The organism is Mucilaginibacter lacusdianchii (assembly GCF_009770985.1).
GTDB lineage: Bacteria > Bacteroidota > Bacteroidia > Sphingobacteriales > Sphingobacteriaceae > Mucilaginibacter > Mucilaginibacter lacusdianchii.
In genome coordinates this window covers 1,297,732-1,317,015 of record NZ_WSRW01000001.1, presented here as the reverse complement: position 1 = coordinate 1,317,015, position 19,284 = coordinate 1,297,732, and the positions used below count along the sequence as shown (strand labels likewise).

The 19,284-nt window shown below is 40.5% G+C and carries 12 protein-coding genes; 6 read left to right on the top strand and 6 right to left on the bottom strand.

The features are described 5' to 3' along the window. Positions 1-11: 11 nt before the first annotated feature. Entirely contained in the window at positions 12-1,238 is a 1,227-nt protein-coding gene (locus GPM24_RS05945; protein ID WP_158825800.1) for an HD domain-containing protein, read from the bottom strand. 141 nt (positions 1,239-1,379) lie between these two features. Here GPM24_RS05945 and porX point away from each other — a divergent pair, with 141 nt between their 5' ends. The 3 genes from porX (at position 1,380) to GPM24_RS05930 (ending at position 4,764) form a co-directional block, all read left to right on the top strand. Then, positions 1,380-2,930, top strand: coding sequence for a T9SS response regulator signal transducer PorX (gene porX / locus GPM24_RS05940; RefSeq protein WP_158825799.1), 1,551 nt, complete (start codon positions 1,380-1,382; stop codon positions 2,928-2,930). Positions 2,931-3,027: 97 nt separating this feature from the next. Continuing rightward, complete coding sequence (gene tsaE, locus GPM24_RS05935) at positions 3,028-3,456, top strand: tRNA (adenosine(37)-N6)-threonylcarbamoyltransferase complex ATPase subunit type 1 TsaE (RefSeq protein WP_158825798.1); 429 nt, start codon at positions 3,028-3,030, stop codon at positions 3,454-3,456. Between the two features lie 81 nt (positions 3,457-3,537). Beyond that, complete coding sequence (locus GPM24_RS05930) at positions 3,538-4,764, top strand: alanine dehydrogenase (protein WP_158825797.1); 1,227 nt, start codon at positions 3,538-3,540, stop codon at positions 4,762-4,764. A 1-nt stretch (position 4,765) separates the two neighbouring features. Here GPM24_RS05930 and GPM24_RS05925 read toward each other — a convergent pair whose 3' ends face one another. Next, entirely contained in the window at positions 4,766-5,365 is a 600-nt protein-coding gene (locus GPM24_RS05925; protein WP_158825796.1) for a phosphoglycerate mutase family protein, read from the bottom strand. Positions 5,366-5,443: 78 nt separating this feature from the next. Here GPM24_RS05925 and GPM24_RS05920 point away from each other — a divergent pair, with 78 nt between their 5' ends. The 3 genes from GPM24_RS05920 (at position 5,444) to GPM24_RS05910 (ending at position 11,750) form a co-directional block, all read left to right on the top strand. Then, positions 5,444-6,424 (top strand): YihY/virulence factor BrkB family protein, encoded by a 981-nt coding sequence (locus tag GPM24_RS05920; protein WP_158825795.1) that lies wholly within the window; start codon positions 5,444-5,446, stop codon positions 6,422-6,424. Between the two features lie 266 nt (positions 6,425-6,690). Continuing rightward, positions 6,691-7,773, top strand: a complete 1,083-nt coding sequence (locus GPM24_RS05915; RefSeq protein ID WP_158825794.1) for an aspartyl protease family protein — start codon at positions 6,691-6,693, stop codon at positions 7,771-7,773. Positions 7,774-8,732: 959 nt separating this feature from the next. Further along, positions 8,733-11,750 carry an outer membrane beta-barrel protein gene (locus tag GPM24_RS05910; RefSeq protein WP_158825793.1) on the top strand — a complete coding sequence of 1,006 codons (3,018 nt, stop codon included), beginning with the start codon at positions 8,733-8,735 and terminating at the stop codon, positions 11,748-11,750. A 70-nt stretch (positions 11,751-11,820) separates the two neighbouring features. On the opposite strand, the gene GPM24_RS05905 is transcribed toward GPM24_RS05910, so the two are convergent. From GPM24_RS05905 to GPM24_RS05890, 4 genes are read right to left on the bottom strand one after another with little or no spacing between them, the layout of a single operon-like run. After that, positions 11,821-12,198 (bottom strand): response regulator, encoded by a 378-nt coding sequence (locus GPM24_RS05905; RefSeq protein ID WP_158825792.1) that lies wholly within the window; start codon positions 12,196-12,198, stop codon positions 11,821-11,823. A 51-nt stretch (positions 12,199-12,249) separates the two neighbouring features. After that, positions 12,250-17,142, bottom strand: coding sequence for a chemotaxis protein CheB (locus GPM24_RS05900; protein WP_233268742.1), 4,893 nt, complete (start codon positions 17,140-17,142; stop codon positions 12,250-12,252). After that, a complete protein-coding gene (locus tag GPM24_RS05895; RefSeq protein ID WP_158825791.1) occupies positions 17,143-18,651 on the bottom strand; it encodes a GAF domain-containing protein in 1,509 nt (502 codons plus the stop codon). It lies immediately after the preceding gene. Beyond that, positions 18,644-19,210, bottom strand: a complete 567-nt coding sequence (locus GPM24_RS05890; RefSeq protein WP_158825790.1) for a biliverdin-producing heme oxygenase — start codon at positions 19,208-19,210, stop codon at positions 18,644-18,646. The genes GPM24_RS05895 and GPM24_RS05890 overlap by 8 nt, the downstream gene beginning before the upstream one ends. Positions 19,211-19,284 lie beyond the last annotated feature (74 nt).

Genomic DNA, 19,284 nt, shown 5'->3' with positions numbered 1-19,284 from the left:
TCCCGTACGTTTTAAATCAGATCTTTAGTATAACAAAAGATATACTTTTCTACCGTTTTGGCCAGCGCCTCTAAATTTGAGTTATCACTAGCCGTTGTAATATCATTTATACTGCCGTCCTTCATTAATATTTTAATGTTGGCATCGTTTACCTTATACGCATTATTGCTGATGGTATCAGTGAATACGAAATAAGACGCATCTTCGATACTTACGTTATATTTTTTCGCTGCTTTTTCTGTCAGCTCCTTTACACGGGCCTCATTTGGCGGCGTATTGCTGATATCTACATGGTATAGCTTGCGCTGTATAAAATTCTGGCACAAACGCGAAAGTACCTTATCAGGATATCCGATCCACACCTTTACAGCCGCCATAATATCAGTATCATCCAAACACGTAAATGTTTCCAGATGATGCTCTTCATCTATAAACTGTTCTTTTGTGATAGTGCGCGATAGGAAATGGTTTAATGCCGGGGTCGAAAAAAGCTCCTGACCATCTAACGCCAGTTTACGAGCCCGATTTAATATTTTGCCCAGCAACTGTTCGCCTGCCGTTACGGTTTTATGCAGATAAACCTGCCAGTACATTAAACGGCGGGCTACCAGAAATTTTTCTATTGAATAAATTCCTTTCTCTTCAACCACAATGGCATCATCCTTTACATTAAGCATTTTGATAATGCGCTCAGAACTGATTACCCCTTCGGATACACCGGTATAAAAACTATCGCGGTTCAGGTAATCCAACCGGTCCATATCCAGTTGGCTGGATACCAGTTGATGCAAAAACCGTTTAGGATAAGTATCATTAAATATTTCGATAGCTGTGTCCAGAAAGCCGCCGAACCGCTCGTTCAGCTTGCTCATAATCAGCGTCGAAATATCTTCATGGTCTATGCCTTGCACAATATGTTTTTCCAAGGCGTGCGAGAAAGGGCCGTGGCCTATATCGTGCAGTAAAATAGCAATTAACAGGCCTTGCTCTTCATCGGGCGTAATATCATGCCCTTTGTCGCACAGGGTTTGTATGGCCAAACTCATGAGGTGCATGGCACCAAGGGCATGATGAAAACGGGTATGCAAAGCACCTGGATAAACCAAATGCGTCATGCCCAACTGCTTAATGTAACGCAGCCTTTGAAAATAGGGGTGTTCCATCAGATCAAAAACCAGATCTGTAGGTATGCTGATAAATCCGTAAACCGGATCGTTAATAATTTTTTTCTTGTTCAAGCTTGTCTATAAACTTTACAAATGTGTTAAATTAACGTAACCTATGAAGCATATATTTGTTAATAATTGTTAAATACGCTTCTTTATTAAACAACAAAATAGCGGTAATAAAGTTATAACCGCATATTAATTAGATACACAATGCAGGAAACAATGATACTGTGGGCCGATGATGAGATCGACTTACTAAAACCACATATTCTTTTATTAAATGAAAAAGGCTACAAAGTAAAAACTGTAACTAATGGAACAGATGCGGTTGATGCCTTTAAAAATGATTATTATGATTTGGTTTTTTTAGACGAGAACATGCCGGGCCTTACAGGATTGGAAACCCTGTCGGAAATTAAAGCGATTAACAGTGATGTGCCTGTTGTTTTAATTACTAAAAATGAGGAAGAGCCGATGATGGAAGATGCCATTGGCTCGCGCATTGACGATTACCTGATTAAGCCTGTAAACCCTAAACAGGTATTGCTGACCATCAAAAAACTTATTGAAAACAAGCGCCTGGTGACCGAAAAGACCACTATGGCCTATCAGCAAGACTTCCGTAACCTGGGCATGACCCTGAATGATAACCTCAATTATCAGGAGTGGGTGGATGTATATAAAAAATTAATTTATTGGGAGCTGGAGCTGGAGCGCCTGGAAGATGCCGGCATGCACGAGATTTTAACCTTGCAAAAAGCCGAAGCCAATGTTCAGTTCTGCAAGTTCATCGAGAAAAAGTATCTCGACTGGTTAAAGACCCCTGATAACGCCCCATTACTTTCACATCAGCTTTTGAAGAAAAAGGTATTTCCTAAACTGGATAATACGCCTGTATTTTTTATCCTGATTGATAACCTGCGTTATGACCAGTTCCGTATTATTAACCCTATCATTTCTGAATACTTCCGTTTAGAGGAAGAGGATACTTACTATAGCATTTTGCCAACGGCTACCCAATACGCCCGTAACGCCATTTTTGCCGGATTGATGCCACTGGATATGGAAAAACGCTTTCCGGGTATGTGGCAAAATGATGAAGACGAAGGTGGCAAGAACCTGCATGAAGAAGCCTTTTTAGGCGATAACCTGAAACGCACCTTACGCCGCGATTGCAAATTTTCGTACCATAAAATTCTGAACATTGACGAAGGCCGGGCGCTGAACGAATCGGTAAACAACCTGATGAATAACGAGCTAAACGTAGTGGTTTACAACTTTGTAGACATGCTGTCGCACGCCCGTACGGATATGCAGATGATTCGTGAACTGGCCAGTGATGATGCGGCTTATCGTTCGCTTACGCTATCGTGGTTTGAGCACTCGCCATTGCTTGACTTATTGAAATACTTATCGCAAAAACAAGTTAAAGTAGTTATTACTACCGACCATGGTACCATCCGGGTAAAAAACCCGAGCAAAATCATTGGCGACCGTAATACCAACACCAACCTGCGCTACAAACAAGGCAAAAACCTGAATTTTAATGCCAAAGAGGTGTTCCACATCCGCAACCCGCACGATGCAATGTTGCCTAAACTGCATGTAAGTTCCAGCTTTGCCTTTGCCAAAGAAGACAGCTACTTTGTATACCCTAACAACTACAACCACTTTGTTAACTTTTATAACGAAACCTTCCAGCACGGCGGTATCTCGTTAGAAGAGATGATCATACCGGTGGCTACTTATGGGGTGAAGTAAAAGCATTTTTTCACCTTTGTCACTTCAATCATAACAAGAGCCGTCATGGAAACTATTCTTACCATGACGGCTTTAGAATGAAATACAGGCAAACACAATGAACCCACAACTCGCACAAACCGTTAACCTGCCCGTTGAACTGGCCGATACCGCGCAAAACCTGCTCGATTTTGCCGGCAATCAAAAAATATTTTTGTTTTATGGCGATATGGGCGCCGGTAAAACAACCTTTATTAAAGCACTTTGTGAAAGGTTAGGCATTACTGATGATGTCACCAGTCCTACGTTTTCTATCGTGAATGAGTATATTGGCACATCAGCTAAAATTTACCATTTTGATTTTTACCGGTTAAAAAACCAGAATGAGGCTTTGGATATGGGGTATGAAGAATACTTCTATTCGGATGCATATTGCTTTATTGAATGGCCGGAAAAAATACCCGATTTGCTGCCCGAGCATTATACCAAAATAAGCATACAAGTGCTGAACGCATCGAGCAGGCGGTTTGTATTCGAAAATATTTAAACACATATCTTTTATATTTGCGTATCTTCAACAACCAAATGCTCTAGCTTTTAGTGCCGGCATTTGTAACGATTTATACTTATGAGTTCAGGGTTATATAGTGGGTTTTCTGACGTGGCCAAGCAGGCTATGATGCAGCCGCAGGAATCGATGCTGGAAGTTAGAAGCAAAAAAAATAAGTTGTACATCGGCATCCCGCGCGAAATATCATTTCAGGAAAACCGTATAGCTTTAACCCCACTGTCGGTAGCGTTGCTGTCCAACAACGGGCATGAGATAATGCTGGAAAGCAATGCCGGCAAAGCTGCCAACTTTTTAGATACCCACTACAGCGAGCAAGGCGCCCAGATTGTATACGATACCAAAAAAGTTTACGAAGCCGATATCATCATCAAAGTAGCGCCGCCCATGCTGCATGAAATTGAGCTGATGAAGCCCGGCCAGATTTTGATATCTACCCTGCAAATGTCAACGTTGAAAGCTGATTGCTTGCAGGCCATGATTAATAAACGCATTACGGCACTATCATTTGAGCACTTACGTGATGAAGGCAATGTATTAAGCGTAGTGCGCGCTATGAGCGAAATTGTAGGCGCCACATCAATATCTATAGCAGCCGAGTACCTGAGCAACGTATTTGGCGGCAAGGGCCTGATGCTTGGCGGTATTACTGGCGTACCGCCAACCGAAATTGTAATATTAGGTGCTGGTACAGTAGGCGAATATGCGGCACGTACAGCTATATCATTAGGTGCCGAGGTAAAAGTATTTGACCCCTCTATTTATAAACTGCGCCGCTTACAGAATAATATAGGTGCCCGGGTATTTACCTCGGTTATTCAACCCATTGTTCTGGAAAAAGCTATTACCACCTGCGATGTAGTAATCGGGGCCTTGCGTGCCGAAGATGGCCGTAGCCCATGCATAATCACGGAAGAAACGGTAAGCCGCATGAAGCCCAATTCGGTAATTATTGATGTGAGTATTGACCAGGGTGGCTGCTTTGAAACTTCAGAAGTAACTAATCATACCCATCCGGTATTCCGCAAATATGAGGTTATTCATTACTGTGTGCCTAACATTGCCTCACGGGTAGCCCGTACCGCAACTTACGCCTTAACCAATATTTTCACACCTATACTGCTGGATATCGGCGAAAAAGGTGGCATAAACAATGTGATATGGCAGAAAACAGGTGTACGCAATGCAGTTTACATTTATAACGGCCACCTCACTAATAAACATCTGGGCGAGCGTTTCAATATTCCATGCAAAGACCTGGATTTACTGATTGTATCAAACAGGTAAATTAGTAGTTAGCCTTACCACCTTTATAAGCTGCCGGTATCTCGGTTACATGGTGCTTTTCGCCGTAATGGCTGATACTGATCTGAACAGCAGTACTGTCTTTTGATGTATTGGTGAACGTTATTTTGAAAAGCATATCATAATCTTCGTCCTGTAATGTATTCAGATCTACAGCAATGCCAAGCGCTTTAATAATAGGAATGATGGTATTAGAATGTCCAACAATCAGCGCTGCTCTTCCTTTATTTTCCTGACGGGCTTTTGTGGCAATGCTACCAACCTCGTTAGGGTCATAAACCACCGGTGATATTTTTAATTGTGCAATTAAAGGTGCCGCAGTGTTCCTAGTACGCTTGTAAGGAGTAGTATAAACGTTTGCTATGTTCTCAGCTTTCAAAACTTTAGCTAAAGTATTTGCCCGCTGTTGGCCGGCTTCTGTTAAGCCAGGATCACGATCGGCCGTATTTACTGTGCTTTTCTCGGCATGTCTTACCAACCAAATGGTGGTTGTTTGTGCAAAGGCACCATAATTGCATAATGCAGCCATAGCAATTATAAGTATGCATACAGCTATACGGCGTACAGATAGGCTTACATTCATGTGTATAAAGGTAAACATCTGCCCATAAAACAATTGAGCTGTAAACGCATTACTTAAAAAACTAGATGCTTTTTACCTATGAAAATATTTAGCAAAGACTACCTGAAAAGTTTATGGAAAGTAATTATGGCTACTTTTTCGAGCTTTTCGAATGATAACGGATTAAAGTTAAGTGCCTCGCTGGCTTATTATACCATATTTTCCATTGCACCGCTTTTGATACTTATCTTATCACTGGCCGGTATATTTTTAGGCCCCGATGCGGTATCTATGCGCCTATATAAACAAATTGATGAGTATGTGGGTACAGAAGCGGCCAAACAGATACAGGATGTAGTTAAAAACCTTCAGTTTTCGGGAAAAAGCGGAATAGCTTTAATATCAGGTATTGTAACTTTGCTGATTGGTGCCAGCAGTATATTTCTGGAAATTCAAGACTCTTTGAATTTGATATGGCGGGTTAAAGCCAAACCCAAAAAGGGTTGGCTTAAAATGCTGCAAAATCGCTTTTTATCTTTTTCACTGATTATAAGTTTAGGCTTCTTGTTACTGGCATCGTTACTGGTAAACGTAATTGTAAATGCCGTTAGCGATAAATTAACGCATTACATACCGTCTATTACCGAAAAGCTGATTGCTTTGGTAAACCTAGGTGTATCCTTCTTTGTAATTGCCATTCTGTTCGGTATTATATTTAAGTTTTTGCCTGATGTAAAAATCAAATTTAAAGATGTGCGCTCAGGTGCGTTTTTCACAGCTATCCTGTTTTTAATTGGGCAGTTCCTGATTAGTCTGTATTTACGATACTCGGCACAGGGCTCTGCTTATGGAGCTGCTGGCTCGCTTATAGTACTGCTGGTTTGGATTTATTATACTGCGGCCATACTTTACATAGGAGCCGAGTTTACGCAGGTATACGCCGAGGCTAACTGCAGCCACATTGAGCCTGCCGACTATGCTGTGCACATTCAGCAAACCGAAGTTGAAAGAGAGGTAGACAAACTTCCCCCACAAAACCCACATATTAAAGGCGAACTGAAGTCGGAAGACAAAAGTTAGTAAACAGCATCACCAGCAATTAAGTATAGATTGATATCAGCAATCCGAATTATTGTAACTTTCTTGTTATAATAATTCGGATTTGCCGTAACTTAGATTACCAATTATACTTAATTATGTTAGCGCCAGACAGTTATAGCCCAAAATGGCTAAAATGGCTTGTTTGCAGCTTTTTATGCCTCTGTTATTTAACAAGCCATGCACAATACTTTACCTTAAATGAAGGCAAGAAACAGGTAAAAATGCATTTCTTGCTAAACCGGAATATGATCATTTTACCGGTGTATATTAACAGTAAAGGTCCGTTCAATTTTATACTGGATACCGGTGTTGGTTTGATGGTCATCACAGATCCGACACTGGTTGATTCGCTTGACATCAATTTTAAGCGTACTATTAAACTTTTAGGTTACGGCAACCAAAATGGCTTAGAAGCATATGTTACATCGCCATTAAATGTTGTTATTCAAAACCTGTGTAGTAATGGTGTTGGCGCTGCTATTTTTAAACAAGATCATTTTGGCTTGTCTAGCTATGCGGGTATGCCCATACACGGATTATTAGGATACGAGTTTTTTAGCCAACTAGCCATAAAAATTAGTTTTACAGACAGTACACTTACTATCACCCAACCCGGTAAAATAAAGCCTTTTAAAAAAGGGCTCAAATTACACCTGAACGTTGAAGACCGCAAACCTTATTTGACTACTGCAGTAACGTTAGCTGATGGCCAGCGTATAGAGCAAAAAATTATTGTTGATTTAGGTGCCGGTCACTCCTTATCGCTTGAACGCGCCCGGCCAAGCTCGTGCTTTCAGAGCATTGAAGCAAATTTAGGTTTTGGACTTACCGGGCCGGTTACCGGCAGCATGAGCAGAATTGATGCAATTGAACTGGGTAATTACCGACTTAATAATGTCATTACCGCTTTTCCGGATTCGTGTAAAGCAAATTCTCTTATAGTAAAGCGCGATGGTAATTTAGGTATGGATGTGCTGAAAAGATTTACCCTCATTTTTGATTATACCAACAACGCTTTGTATTTAAAGCGAAACAGTCATTTTAAAGAGCCCTTTGAACACGATATGAGCGGACTGGAATATTATGCTGCTGGCAACAATCTGAAAAGGATTATCATCAGTCGGGTAGAGCCCGGCTCGGCCGGGGCTGCTATCGGACTGGTTAAGGATGATGAAATAACCGCCGTCAATTTTAAGCCAATTAATCAGATGAGCATTGTTGATTTAGACAACCTGTTCAAATCCAGAAACGACCGCAATATTATTATTGAAGTAATGCACGATAAAAAATACGAAGTCAAAATACTTACCTTAAAGCGGCGTATTTAGCAAACGTGTTATGCATAAATAGTTACACCTACTAATATGCATAACAAACTTGTTTTGCTTATTTTAATTGACTTATATTTTCGTAAAACGCTCTTTGTAAATCTAACAACGATTTAACTTTTAACTGCTCGCCATAGGGATCAAAACATAAAAATTTTGATTTTTCGGGCTCATTGGTTTTCGATTTTTCCCAGAAATTGAATGTTTCAAAGAAATAATGATTAATGGTTTCTTTATTTCTTACGTTCGTTTGTGAGGAATTCAACCTGAATCCCATCGTATCCATCCAATTGTGAACTTTTGAATGCAGATTTGCTCTTAATGTGTTCATATTTTTTTTGGCGATTTTAACGAAAACCGTTAGGCATTAGTTGTTTATATTTTTAACTAATTAGAAAATTAGTCCGATTATGTCCACCTTGCTTCTAAGCGGCGAGGTATGTGCTCACATATCGTGCCACCAAAATTTTATTTTTAGTTAAATCCTCTGATAATCAGCATACATTTTATTCATTCTCTATATCGTACTACTTATGCGCGCTCAGTCTTTATGGGTTTATGCGATACATCTAATTAATTAAGCAATTTTATGTTCATTCAAGCTTAATTCAATACATAGTATTGATAATGAGACAATAAATCCATACAGTGTATAGATTTTAGTCACGTACAATAATGCTGCTCATATTTAAGTAATAATTAACCATACATTACATATTACGGGCTCATTTTTTAATTAGTGTTCACATGATAACAGTGCTGAATGAGAAATTATACTAAATGATTATTTAATAAGCCGACAGTTAATTATTGTATCATTTTCATTATAAACCGCTTAAATACAGCATCATGTGTAACAATCATATGAAAATTAGAATTTTGACTAAAAGAAATTGAACTTTTGCAGTCCAACAGTGTAATAAGCTATAACTTTTGGAAATATCCTCGGCTAAAACAATATGAAACGATTTCTACTCATTCTTGCAACCATCCTATCCACGGCATTTTTTGCCAAGGCGCAAACGCCCCGTTCTATAACGGGTATTGTAATTGACTCTACTAAACAAACGCTGGTAGGCAGCACCGTAAAATTATCATCCGAACAAAGTGAAACGGCCAATACTATTGCCGATGTGAACGGTCGGTTTACCTTTCAGGGTATTAAAGGAACTAATATCACCTTAACTATTACTTCGATAGGCTACCAGGGTATTATTAAACATTACACTTTGGCCGCAGATGGCAAACCGGCTAACGTGGGTGTGATTATATTAAAAAGCGAATCGACCCAATTAAATGCAGTAACCATTGTGGGTGCAGCAAACCCGGTAGTAATTAAGGAAGATACTGTACAATACAATGTAGCTGCACTGAACCTGCGCGCCAATGCAACATTAGAAGATGCATTAAAAAAATCGACTGGTATAGATGTGGATCCCAGCACTGGTGCCATTACTGCACAGGGGCAACAGGTAACCAAGGTACGTATAAACGGTAAAGATTACATGGGTGGCGATGTTACCTCATTAACCCGTAACCTGCCTGCCGACTTAGCCGAAAACATGCAGATTGTGGATGACTATGGCGACCGTGCTAACATCACCGGCATTAAAACCGGCGAACCGCAAAAAGTATTGAACATTACTATACGTAAGGATAAAAATTATGGTTATTCGCTTCAAACCACAGCCGGTGGCGGTAAAGATTTGTTACCAAACGACCAAAGCAACAACACAAGCTTTTTGGAGCCACAAAAAAATGAAGGTCGCTATTTAGGGTCGCTCAACCTGTTTAAATTTAAAGGAGATCAACAAATATCTGTATCAGGTAGCCTCAATAATACTAATTTAAATACCTTTTCATTTGGTGGGGGCGGTGGCGCCGGGGGTAACTTTGGCGGTGGCGGGGGCCGTGGTGGTGGCCGTGGCAATGCTGCCCGTGCAACAGCAGGCGGTACAACCAGTAATCAGGATGGTATTACTAATGCCCGTTCTATTGGAGGCAACTACAGAGATCAGTGGGGTAAAAAGATTTCTGTTTATGGAAGCTATAGTTTTGCTGATAACAGCACATATACTACGACCAACAGTATACAAACTAATTCAGGCTTTTTTGCGGGCAGTACAACACAAAACAGTGTACAGAATGATAACAACATCAACCATCGTTTCAATTTTAATTTAGAGTATAGGCCAGATACGCTCAATTATTTAAAAGTTACGCCTACTTATTCATATGCCAAATCCTTAACTATATTAGATGAGCAAGCTTCGCAATTGTATGTAGGAGATATGAGCCGTAATGTAACCTACACCAATCATACTTATGCCAATTCGTCTTCACCGAACGCAGGTATAACTATGTTGTACAATCACCGCTTTAATAGTCATGGACGTAATTTTAGTATCAATCTTACTGGTAATACAAGTAAGAATGAACAAGCGCAAAACCCGGTTTACGTTTATACCTTAGGTCGTCCAACCGTACCCGCTAACCAATTAATCACCATTGACAGTAAAACTAATTCGGCGGGCGCTAATTTTTCGTACATAGAACCGCTGAGTCGTGTATCATTCTTGGAGCTGGCTTATGATTACAATCACTCTTATACATCCAGTAATAAATTTACTAACTCATTGGTAACCGACCCTATAACAGGAGGTGGTGTTTATAATTTTGATCCGATATTTAGTAACAACTTTAATTTTACGTTCATAACGCATCGTGCCGGACTGAACTTTCGCGTAATTAAACCTAAGTATAATTATGTTTTGGGTGTTGGTGTACAACCGGCTATTTTAGACGGTCATAATGAAAACATTAACCCTACGCCTATTATCATTAATAATACTACTTATATTCCAACAGATACACACCAATCAACAGTTAACTTTGCGCCAAATGCCCGATTTGTATATAACTTTTCGCGTAGCCAAACTTTAACAGTTACCTATAATGGCAATAATAATCAACCCAGCTTTGGCCAATTACAACCTGTAGTAGATCGCTCAAACGCCTTTTATCCGGTTGTAGGCAACCCTTTTCTGAAGCCAGAATATCAAAACAACTTTTCTATCCGTTATAATAAATTTAGCTTTCAGACAGGCAATTTGCTTTTTACCAATTTATCATTTACACAAACCAATAATAAGATTACAAGTAACTTGATTTATATAGGTAAAGGCGGTGCTTTAATCAACAATCCATATTATGCGTCGTTGCAAAATACCAATTTAACCACTTATCAAAATGTTGATGGATATTACGCCGGCAATGCGCAAATTACTTATGGCAAGCCTTGGCATAACCGCCGCTATCAGCTGTATTTAAGAGGTAACGTTAATTACACTAATAACGTGGCTTACGTGGGCCAGGTTGACACTATTACAGCGATACAAACATCAGAGAAAAACGTTGCTAAGAACTGGCAGTTTAAACCAGAGGTTCGCTTTAGAACAGATATTACTGATATTATTGATGCGCAGGCAGGCATTAGCTATGCAGTTAATAAGACAAACAATTCACTTCAAACAGACCTGACCAGACTTATTAATTCTGATTTCAGGACTCTTGAATTAACTCTTACCGGAAAGAATTATTTATGGAAAAACTGGACATTAGGCTATGAATATTACCGTAATAACTTTTATGGCTACCAAGTAGAGGTTAAACCAACCAATATATTAAACAGTTACTTTGAACGACGTTTCCTTAAAAACTATGCAGGTACTTTACGTGCATCCGTTTTTGATATTCTTAACCAAAATAAAGGTTATTCCAGCAGTGCAACAGGTACTTCAACAACCCAGAGCAGTGTAAATCGCTTAGGCAGGTACTTTATGTTAACGTTTACCCTAAGGCTGCAAAAATTTGCGGGTAAAGCACCGTTTGGGCAAGGGCCTGATGGTGGTGGCCGCGGACCAAGAAATGGCAATGGCCCACGCGGTGGTGGTCCAGGCGGACCGGGTGCTATGTAAAAAGCCCCATTAAAAGAGAAAGCCCTGCTGGTATAATACCAGCAGGGCTTTTTTATAATTGGTTATATGGTTATGCTTTTTCTAAAACCTCGTTAATCACTTTTTCCAGTTCATCCAAATCAAATGGTTTAGCCAGATAAGTTTCGGCACCGGCATGATCGGCTAATAGTTGAATATCACTGTTGGCTGAAAAATATACTACCGGGATATTTTTTAATTCTTCGTTTTGTTTTAAAGTTTGTGTAGCAACTATGCCGCCGGCATCGGGTATCCAGTTATCCATCAGAATAACGCTTGGACGTATGCCCGATACTTTTTCAACAATGTTATTGCAATCTGTAAAAGTGTGAACCTCCCAACCTTGCTCTTCTAATATATATGCGCAAATAGACAGGATGTCCTCATCATCGTCAAAAATGACGATTTTCTTTTCAACGGTATTACTCATAGGTGCGTAGTGGTAGTTACAAATTTAAAAATATATTCGATGAAAAATATATTAATTACTTATAAAATTATTCTCTTTTTTCTCGTGTATGGGTATATAAAACCAAAATGTAGAACCTTTGTTTTCTGTGCTTTCCACGCCAATAACACCCTCGTGCCGGCGTATAATTTCGGATGTGATGTAAAGACCAAGGCCCAAACCCGAGAATTTGTGTGATGACTCCTGTACACGGAAAAAGCGATCGAACACAAAATCTTTTTTATCTGGAGGTATGCCAATGCCAAAATCCTGCACAGATACTTTTAGCATACCATCTTGTACCTCGTTGGTAAAAATTACCTCTTTCGCATCCGGCGAATACTTCATAGCATTCGATATCAAATTGGTAATTACTTGTTCTAACCGGTGCTTATCGGCATGTATCATAGCATCGGCATCGCCTTTGATAATAATTTGATGCGAGGCAACATGTGCCTGCGTATCTTCAATACATTCCTTAAATGCCTCAGCGGCATTAAACCAGCTGTAATTAAACATCATTTTACCGGCGTGTATTTTGGTCACATCCAGCAAATCGTCAACCAAGGCGGTAAGGCGGCCGGTTTGTTTGCCTGCCTTTTCTATAAACGGGAAAATGCTTTTCATATGCCCGTCTTTTTGCACTAATCGGGTGGCAATCTGCAATGATCCTTTAAGGCTGGTAATAGGCGTTTTCAGTTCGTGGCTGGCAATACTCATAAACTCATCCTTGCGCTGCATCAACTGTTTGGTTGCCTGCTGCGCTTTAATCAGGTCAGTTACATCAAACCCAAAAAAGGCAATACCATCTACGCGCCCATCCTGTGCATATACAGGAGTATAAATAAAATCGAACCAGTTATCAATTGATTGCTGACTTACCAGATCGGTGCGTCTGATAGGAAATGCCTTGCCAACATACGGCTCGCCACTTTCCATTACTTGCTTGGCTATTTGGTACAGGCTTGAATTAGCAAAGTTGGGATATACATCGGTAGCGATTTTGCCATGATATTCTTGCTGACCATAAAAGTTTTGAAAAGCCTTGTTGGCAAATTCAAAATGCAAATCAGTTCCCCTGCAAATGGTAATCAGTGCGGGGGCATTCATAAAGATGCTATAAAACTCCTCCTGCTGCTTGTTAACTAATGATTGCAATACCTGCTCTTTACGCTCGGCATCCTTTTGATGGGTAACATCAATAATATACGTTACTGCATCTGCCGAACTATCGTCATCCAAACGGGCAGCCCCCATAAGTACCGAAATGCGCGAACCGTCTTTTTTCTGATATTGCTTTTCGAACGGCGGGCATACACCATGCTGTTTTAATTGCTGAACCGACCAGTGGGTGATATCCAAATACTCATTTGGCGTAATGTTTGTCCAGCTTACGGAGCCATTGTGCAACTCCTCGCGATCATAACCCAGCATGTTCAGGAATGCGTCATTAGCATCTATAATTTTACCATCAAAGGAAGAAAACAGCATGCCAATCATGTTCGATTCAAACACCTTGCGGAAACGAAGTTCGCTGTTGCTCAGTCGTTTTTCGGCTTCAACCAAACGGGTAATGTCTATAATAGAACCTACCATGCGGTAAGGCATGCCAAACTCATCCTGCAATATGCTGCCGCGGTCTAAAATTACGGCATAACGGCCATCGGCTTTTAGAAAGCGGTATTCGGCAGCCCATTGCTTTTTACCCTGATTGATGGCATCATATACGCTTTTTTCTACACGCTGCTTGTCATCCGGATGAACTTTGTCAAACCAGTAAGTTATGTTCTGACTGTCTTCGGTACGATGATAACCAAACATGGCGGTAAAATTTTCACTTCGCCACATGGTATTATTCACCAGGTTCCAATCCCAAATAGTATCGTTAGTTGCCTTAGATACCAGTGTAAACCGTTCTTCACTTTCAGACAGTTTTTGGGTACGTTCCCTTATCTTATCTTCCAGCTCATTGTTTAGCTTTTTGAGGTTTTCACGGGTACTAATCAGCTCGTTATAATTTTTACGCAGCTTTTGCTCAGCATTTTTGCGCTCGGTTATATCGGTATAGGTAACGGCAAAACCATCGGCCATCTTAACGGCGAATACCAGGTACCAGCTTTTGTTCTGACTTTGAATTTCTTCCTGTAGAGTAATGCCCTCTTCAACAACTTTAATATACTTTTCAAAAAAGTTGTTCTCCAGCAATATAGGCAACTGGTTAGTAAGCAATGCATCATTCAGCTCGCCTTCTTTTTTATTCAAAAATTTCAGCGCTGCTTCATTAGCTGCAACAAATTTAAAGTCGCGTATGTGATTGTCTGTACCACGTATGGTACGGAAAGCTAGTACTGCACTAATGCTGGCATTAAATACACCATTAACAATATTGTTAAGCTCGGTAATGGCCGAAATATCAATAAAAGTGATAACTATACCATCGTTTTGCTTATCCTTACGCACAAACGGCATAATGCGCATTAAACTACGGTTGCCATTTTGTAAATGCACTTCTTTTTCGAGCATATTGCCATTGTGCAATACAGAGGCAATATCTTGTATAAAGTTTTCGTACCGGATGTTGTGTGATATATGATTAATTGGCCGGCCAATATCTGCTTCAATCAGATTAACCATATCTACCGCTGCCGGATTAAACTTGCGGATATTAAGTTTTGCATCTAAAAATATCTGACCAATTTCCGTACTTTTAAAGTAGTTATTCAGGTCATCATTCAGCTCTATCAGCTCTTTTATTTTAAGCTGATGCTCGGTATTGAGCGTATGCAGTTCTTCGTTAAGCGATTGTAATTCTTCGTTACCCGACTGTAACTCTTCATTGGCCGAAAGCAGCTCTTCGTTGCTCGATTGGAGTTCCTCGTTAGTAGTCTCCATTTCCTCAACAGCCAATTGCAGGTTGTGGCGGGTTTCGTTCAGTTCACTCTCCAGTTCCAGCACATAATCGGTCTGTTGCCCATCTGTGGCAGATGATACAACGGTATTATTATGATCGGCTCCCTCGGTAATAATTTCTCTGAAAGTTATGAGGGTATAGCCGTTGGTAGATTTTTGTCCCGGCGGTTTAATTACAATATTAATTGTACTGTCTTCGCCAGCCGGCGTATAGTTTGCACGGGTATGGCTCAGGCGTACCGGGCTGCCATCTTTCCAGGCTTTTCGTATAGCTGTGTTCAGGTTAAACGATAGTTCTTTTGGAACCATTTTTAACAAGTTTAAGTCCAGCTTTTTTTCGGGTAATGAAAGGTACTTGTTAAAGTTACCAACCGTTTCTTTTACCTCGTAATTGTTATTAATAAAAATACCTACCAGCGCCAGGTCTTCGGTAATAAAATCCCTAAAGTCGTCTTCAAGCGTCCGGGCGCCCAGATTGTTTTTTCTTAGCGCTGTTTGGCGGGCCTGTGTAGGCGCCATAGACGGGCTGTTGAAATGGGTATGATTAGCAGAGTAGTTTACCACACCGCTTTTTTGGTAAATTTTCCACTTACCATTTATTTCAATCAAACCATCTTTTAAAACTGATGGGCTTTCACTGGATCCCAAAAACAGATAGCCATCCTGATTCAATGAAAAATGCAGGGTAGACAGTACCTTTTGCTGCAGCAAATTGTTCATGTAAATGAGCATATTGCGACAGCTAACCAAATCGTTTTTGATAAACGGCGGTGCCTTGGTTACATTATGCTTGGCAAAAACAATTTGCTTGCGTATGGTACTGATCACCGAGTAATAATGCCCCTCTTTTACAAAATATTTATCAAGCAGGTGCTCTTCCACATCTTGCTCAATACTGGCCGGGTAAAGATTACGCGAGGCCAGTTCTAAACTGGCTTCATCTATATCCGAAGCAAATATTTTCACTTCCAGATCTTTACCTACCTTTTGCATATATTCATTAATCAGAATAGCGATAGAGTAGGCTTCTTCACCAGTGCTGCAGGCACATATCCATACTTTAAGTATGTCACCATCGGTTTTAGCATCCACAATAGCAGGGATCACCTTTTCGGCCAGAATATGAAAGGCTGCTTTATCTCTAAAAAACTTGGTTACGCCAATCAAAAATTCTTTCCCTAAAGATTTAACTTCTTCAGGATGCGTATGCAGGTAATCCACATAATCTTCCAGCTTTTTGCTGTTCAGGTGGTTCATACGCCGGCCAATGCGCCGAATGATGGTAGGCGTTTTATAATAGTTAAAATCGTGCCCGCTTTGTTCGTGTACCAGGTTAAAGAGCTCGTTAAGCAACTGCTCATTCACCTTTCCGCCTTCCAGTAGTTGAATAGGCTCTTGCTGTATGTAATTATACAGTTCCTGATGCATTTTGCCGGTAGGCAATATAAAATCGGCATTGCCTGATGTGACAGCACTGTTGGGCATACCATCAAACTTGGCTGTTGATGGTTCTTGCACCATCACCAGTCCGCCACATTCTTTAATAGCCTCTATACCACGGGTACCATCGGTTCCTGTACCAGATAGGATAATGGCAATAGCTTTTTCACGCTTATCTTGCGCCAAAGTATACAAAAAGGTATCGATAGCCGTATTGGGCGTTTTATCATGTATTTTATCTTCCAGCTTTAAGCGACCATTACGAATGGTCATGAGCTTATTGTTAGGAATGATGTATACGCAATCGGGCTGAACCAGCATATTGTCGCCGGCTTCAAACACCTTCATGTGTGTGTGCTTGGATACCAGCTCTACCAACAGGCTTTTATAATCAGATGATAAGTGCTGGATAACCACAAAAGCAAAGCTGGAATTGGCCGGCATGTGATCAAAAAACTCATGAATAGCTTCCAACCCACCAGCCGAAGCACCGATAGCCACGATGTAGTTTTGTTGATTGCCAGCCGATATTTTCTTTGCCTGACTCATGCCTTCATTCACTGTTTTTGACCGCACTTATGCTAATTGCCTGGTTTTAAATTCAAAAATAAAACTTCGCAGAGTTTCCGCCACGTTAAGCTCCTGCTCATGCCATGGCAGCGAGGTATGTTTTACCGTTTCCTGCCAAAGCTTAAATGAATTTCGAGGATGATAGTTTCGGCCATCATCTTCAAAATTAATAGCCTGATTAGGATTACCGCCCCAATTGATGGTATGTATACCCTCGGGCCTAAAACATACAATGTACTCACCAGCCAAACTATCTATCGGAATAACAAGCATGCCGCTGGCTTGTTCGGTATAGTTAAAAGCTTCGTCATAAGCGTCAGCCAGATGATTGGTAGCGTATACTTTGTCTATAACCTTGCCTTGCAGCCATAACGACAAGTTTTCTAAATACTCCTCGCTAGGTACGTCGCCATAAGTTGCTGATTTTCCATTAAGAAAAATTACGGCGCCGGTAGCTTTAAACAAATTCAAAATGTTGGTACCCTCGTCATGTAAAAGCCCCTTTGTAATGTTGTTTTCAGCGTAAACTTGTGCCGTTAGCATTACACGCTGGCTTTGTAACGTATTCACAAAATCGTACTCTTCTTTATTGATTATAGAAGTAATTTTGTTGGATATTACACCCGACAGCAACTCAAACATAGAGCAAATCTCAAAGTTTAGATAATGCGGTGTTTTATGATGGCAGGCGATTAATCCCCACAAACGGTCATTGCAAATTACCCGGATGGACATGGATGCTACCACGTACATGCTTTCCAGATATTCTAAATGAACTGCAGCTACGCTACGCAAATTACAGTCAGATAAATCGGTAAAAGAGTTCGTCAGCGGATTAAGTACCGGGAACAAACGCACAGGTGCATAATTACGATTTGGTATCAGCCGGTAAGGGTTTTTCAGGTAAAGCTGACGGGCCTGCTTAGGCACATCAGATGCCGGGAAAGTTAAGCCCAGGTAATGTTCCAGGCCTTCTTCTTTTTCTTCGGCAATAACGGTTCCGTTCCAGTTATCATCAAAACGGTACATCATCACACCATCAAAGCCGGATAAGCTTTTCAATTCATGAATGGCGGTATTACAAGCATCCTGCACAGAGCTGGCTGCATCAATAGCAGCCATGCTGTATTTCACTTCCTGAAACACATCCACAAAAGACCGCTCCAAATTTTCTTCGGCCTTTTCCAGTTCCAGAATGATATATTTTTCTTTGGTATGTACCAGCACTAAAACGCGTTGGTTGTTTACCGTAAGCATTAAAGGAACTTTATCTTCGGCCACAAAACGGCTTTGTAAACGGCTGATTTCATTTTCACTAATATACTGGCTGAATGGTGTATTCATTACATCAGCAACCGGTTTACCCAGCAAATCGGCTACGTTTTCACTTGCCTGAATAATACTGAACCCGTCGCGGATTAAAACCAGTAGATAGCCATGCGGCTGTATCATGTTTACATGATGCAGGGGCAAGCTGCCACAAAAGTCCGAATCGTAATTTTTTTGATTAGCCATGCTGTTCCACCCAGTTTTTAAATTTAATAAACGTCTGGTTTGCTGTATCTATAACGTCGTCTTCCTCAGCTTTCGTGTTTGCTTGTTGGTTAAGCGCTTCTTTAAAACGGCCCCACATCAGTTCAGTATCATCGCCATAACTGTTAAAGAAAGACAAGCCCTTGCCATCAATAATTTCTAGCTGGCGTGCCATCATCTGGCTAATAATTTTGCCGCCCAGGGTTGATCCTTCTATCACATACAAAGCTGCAAATGCCTGCTGCGCATTGCTTATTTCTGGCAAATCAGTTTCGGTAGCTTTAGGCATCGTTACACCGCCTAAAACTGTAATATCATCAGCTAATGCTGCTGATTTACGCCTATGAACATAATCGGGCAATAAGTTTTCGTTAATATGCGAGTTAATTTGTTCTTCCAAACCACCAAAGTAGCTGTAAAACAATTGAAGCAATTGAATATAATCGTTTTTAGACCGTATGGCTTTCATACGGCCCACCAGCATTTTTTCTAATTGCTGGTGGTTAATTAGGGTATCAGTCTTTAGTTGATCAGCAAGCATTATGTTTTTCTATAGAGGTGGTAGACTATAGAAATGCTAAGGTAGGACATTTTAACCAAAACGAGCAATTTAGC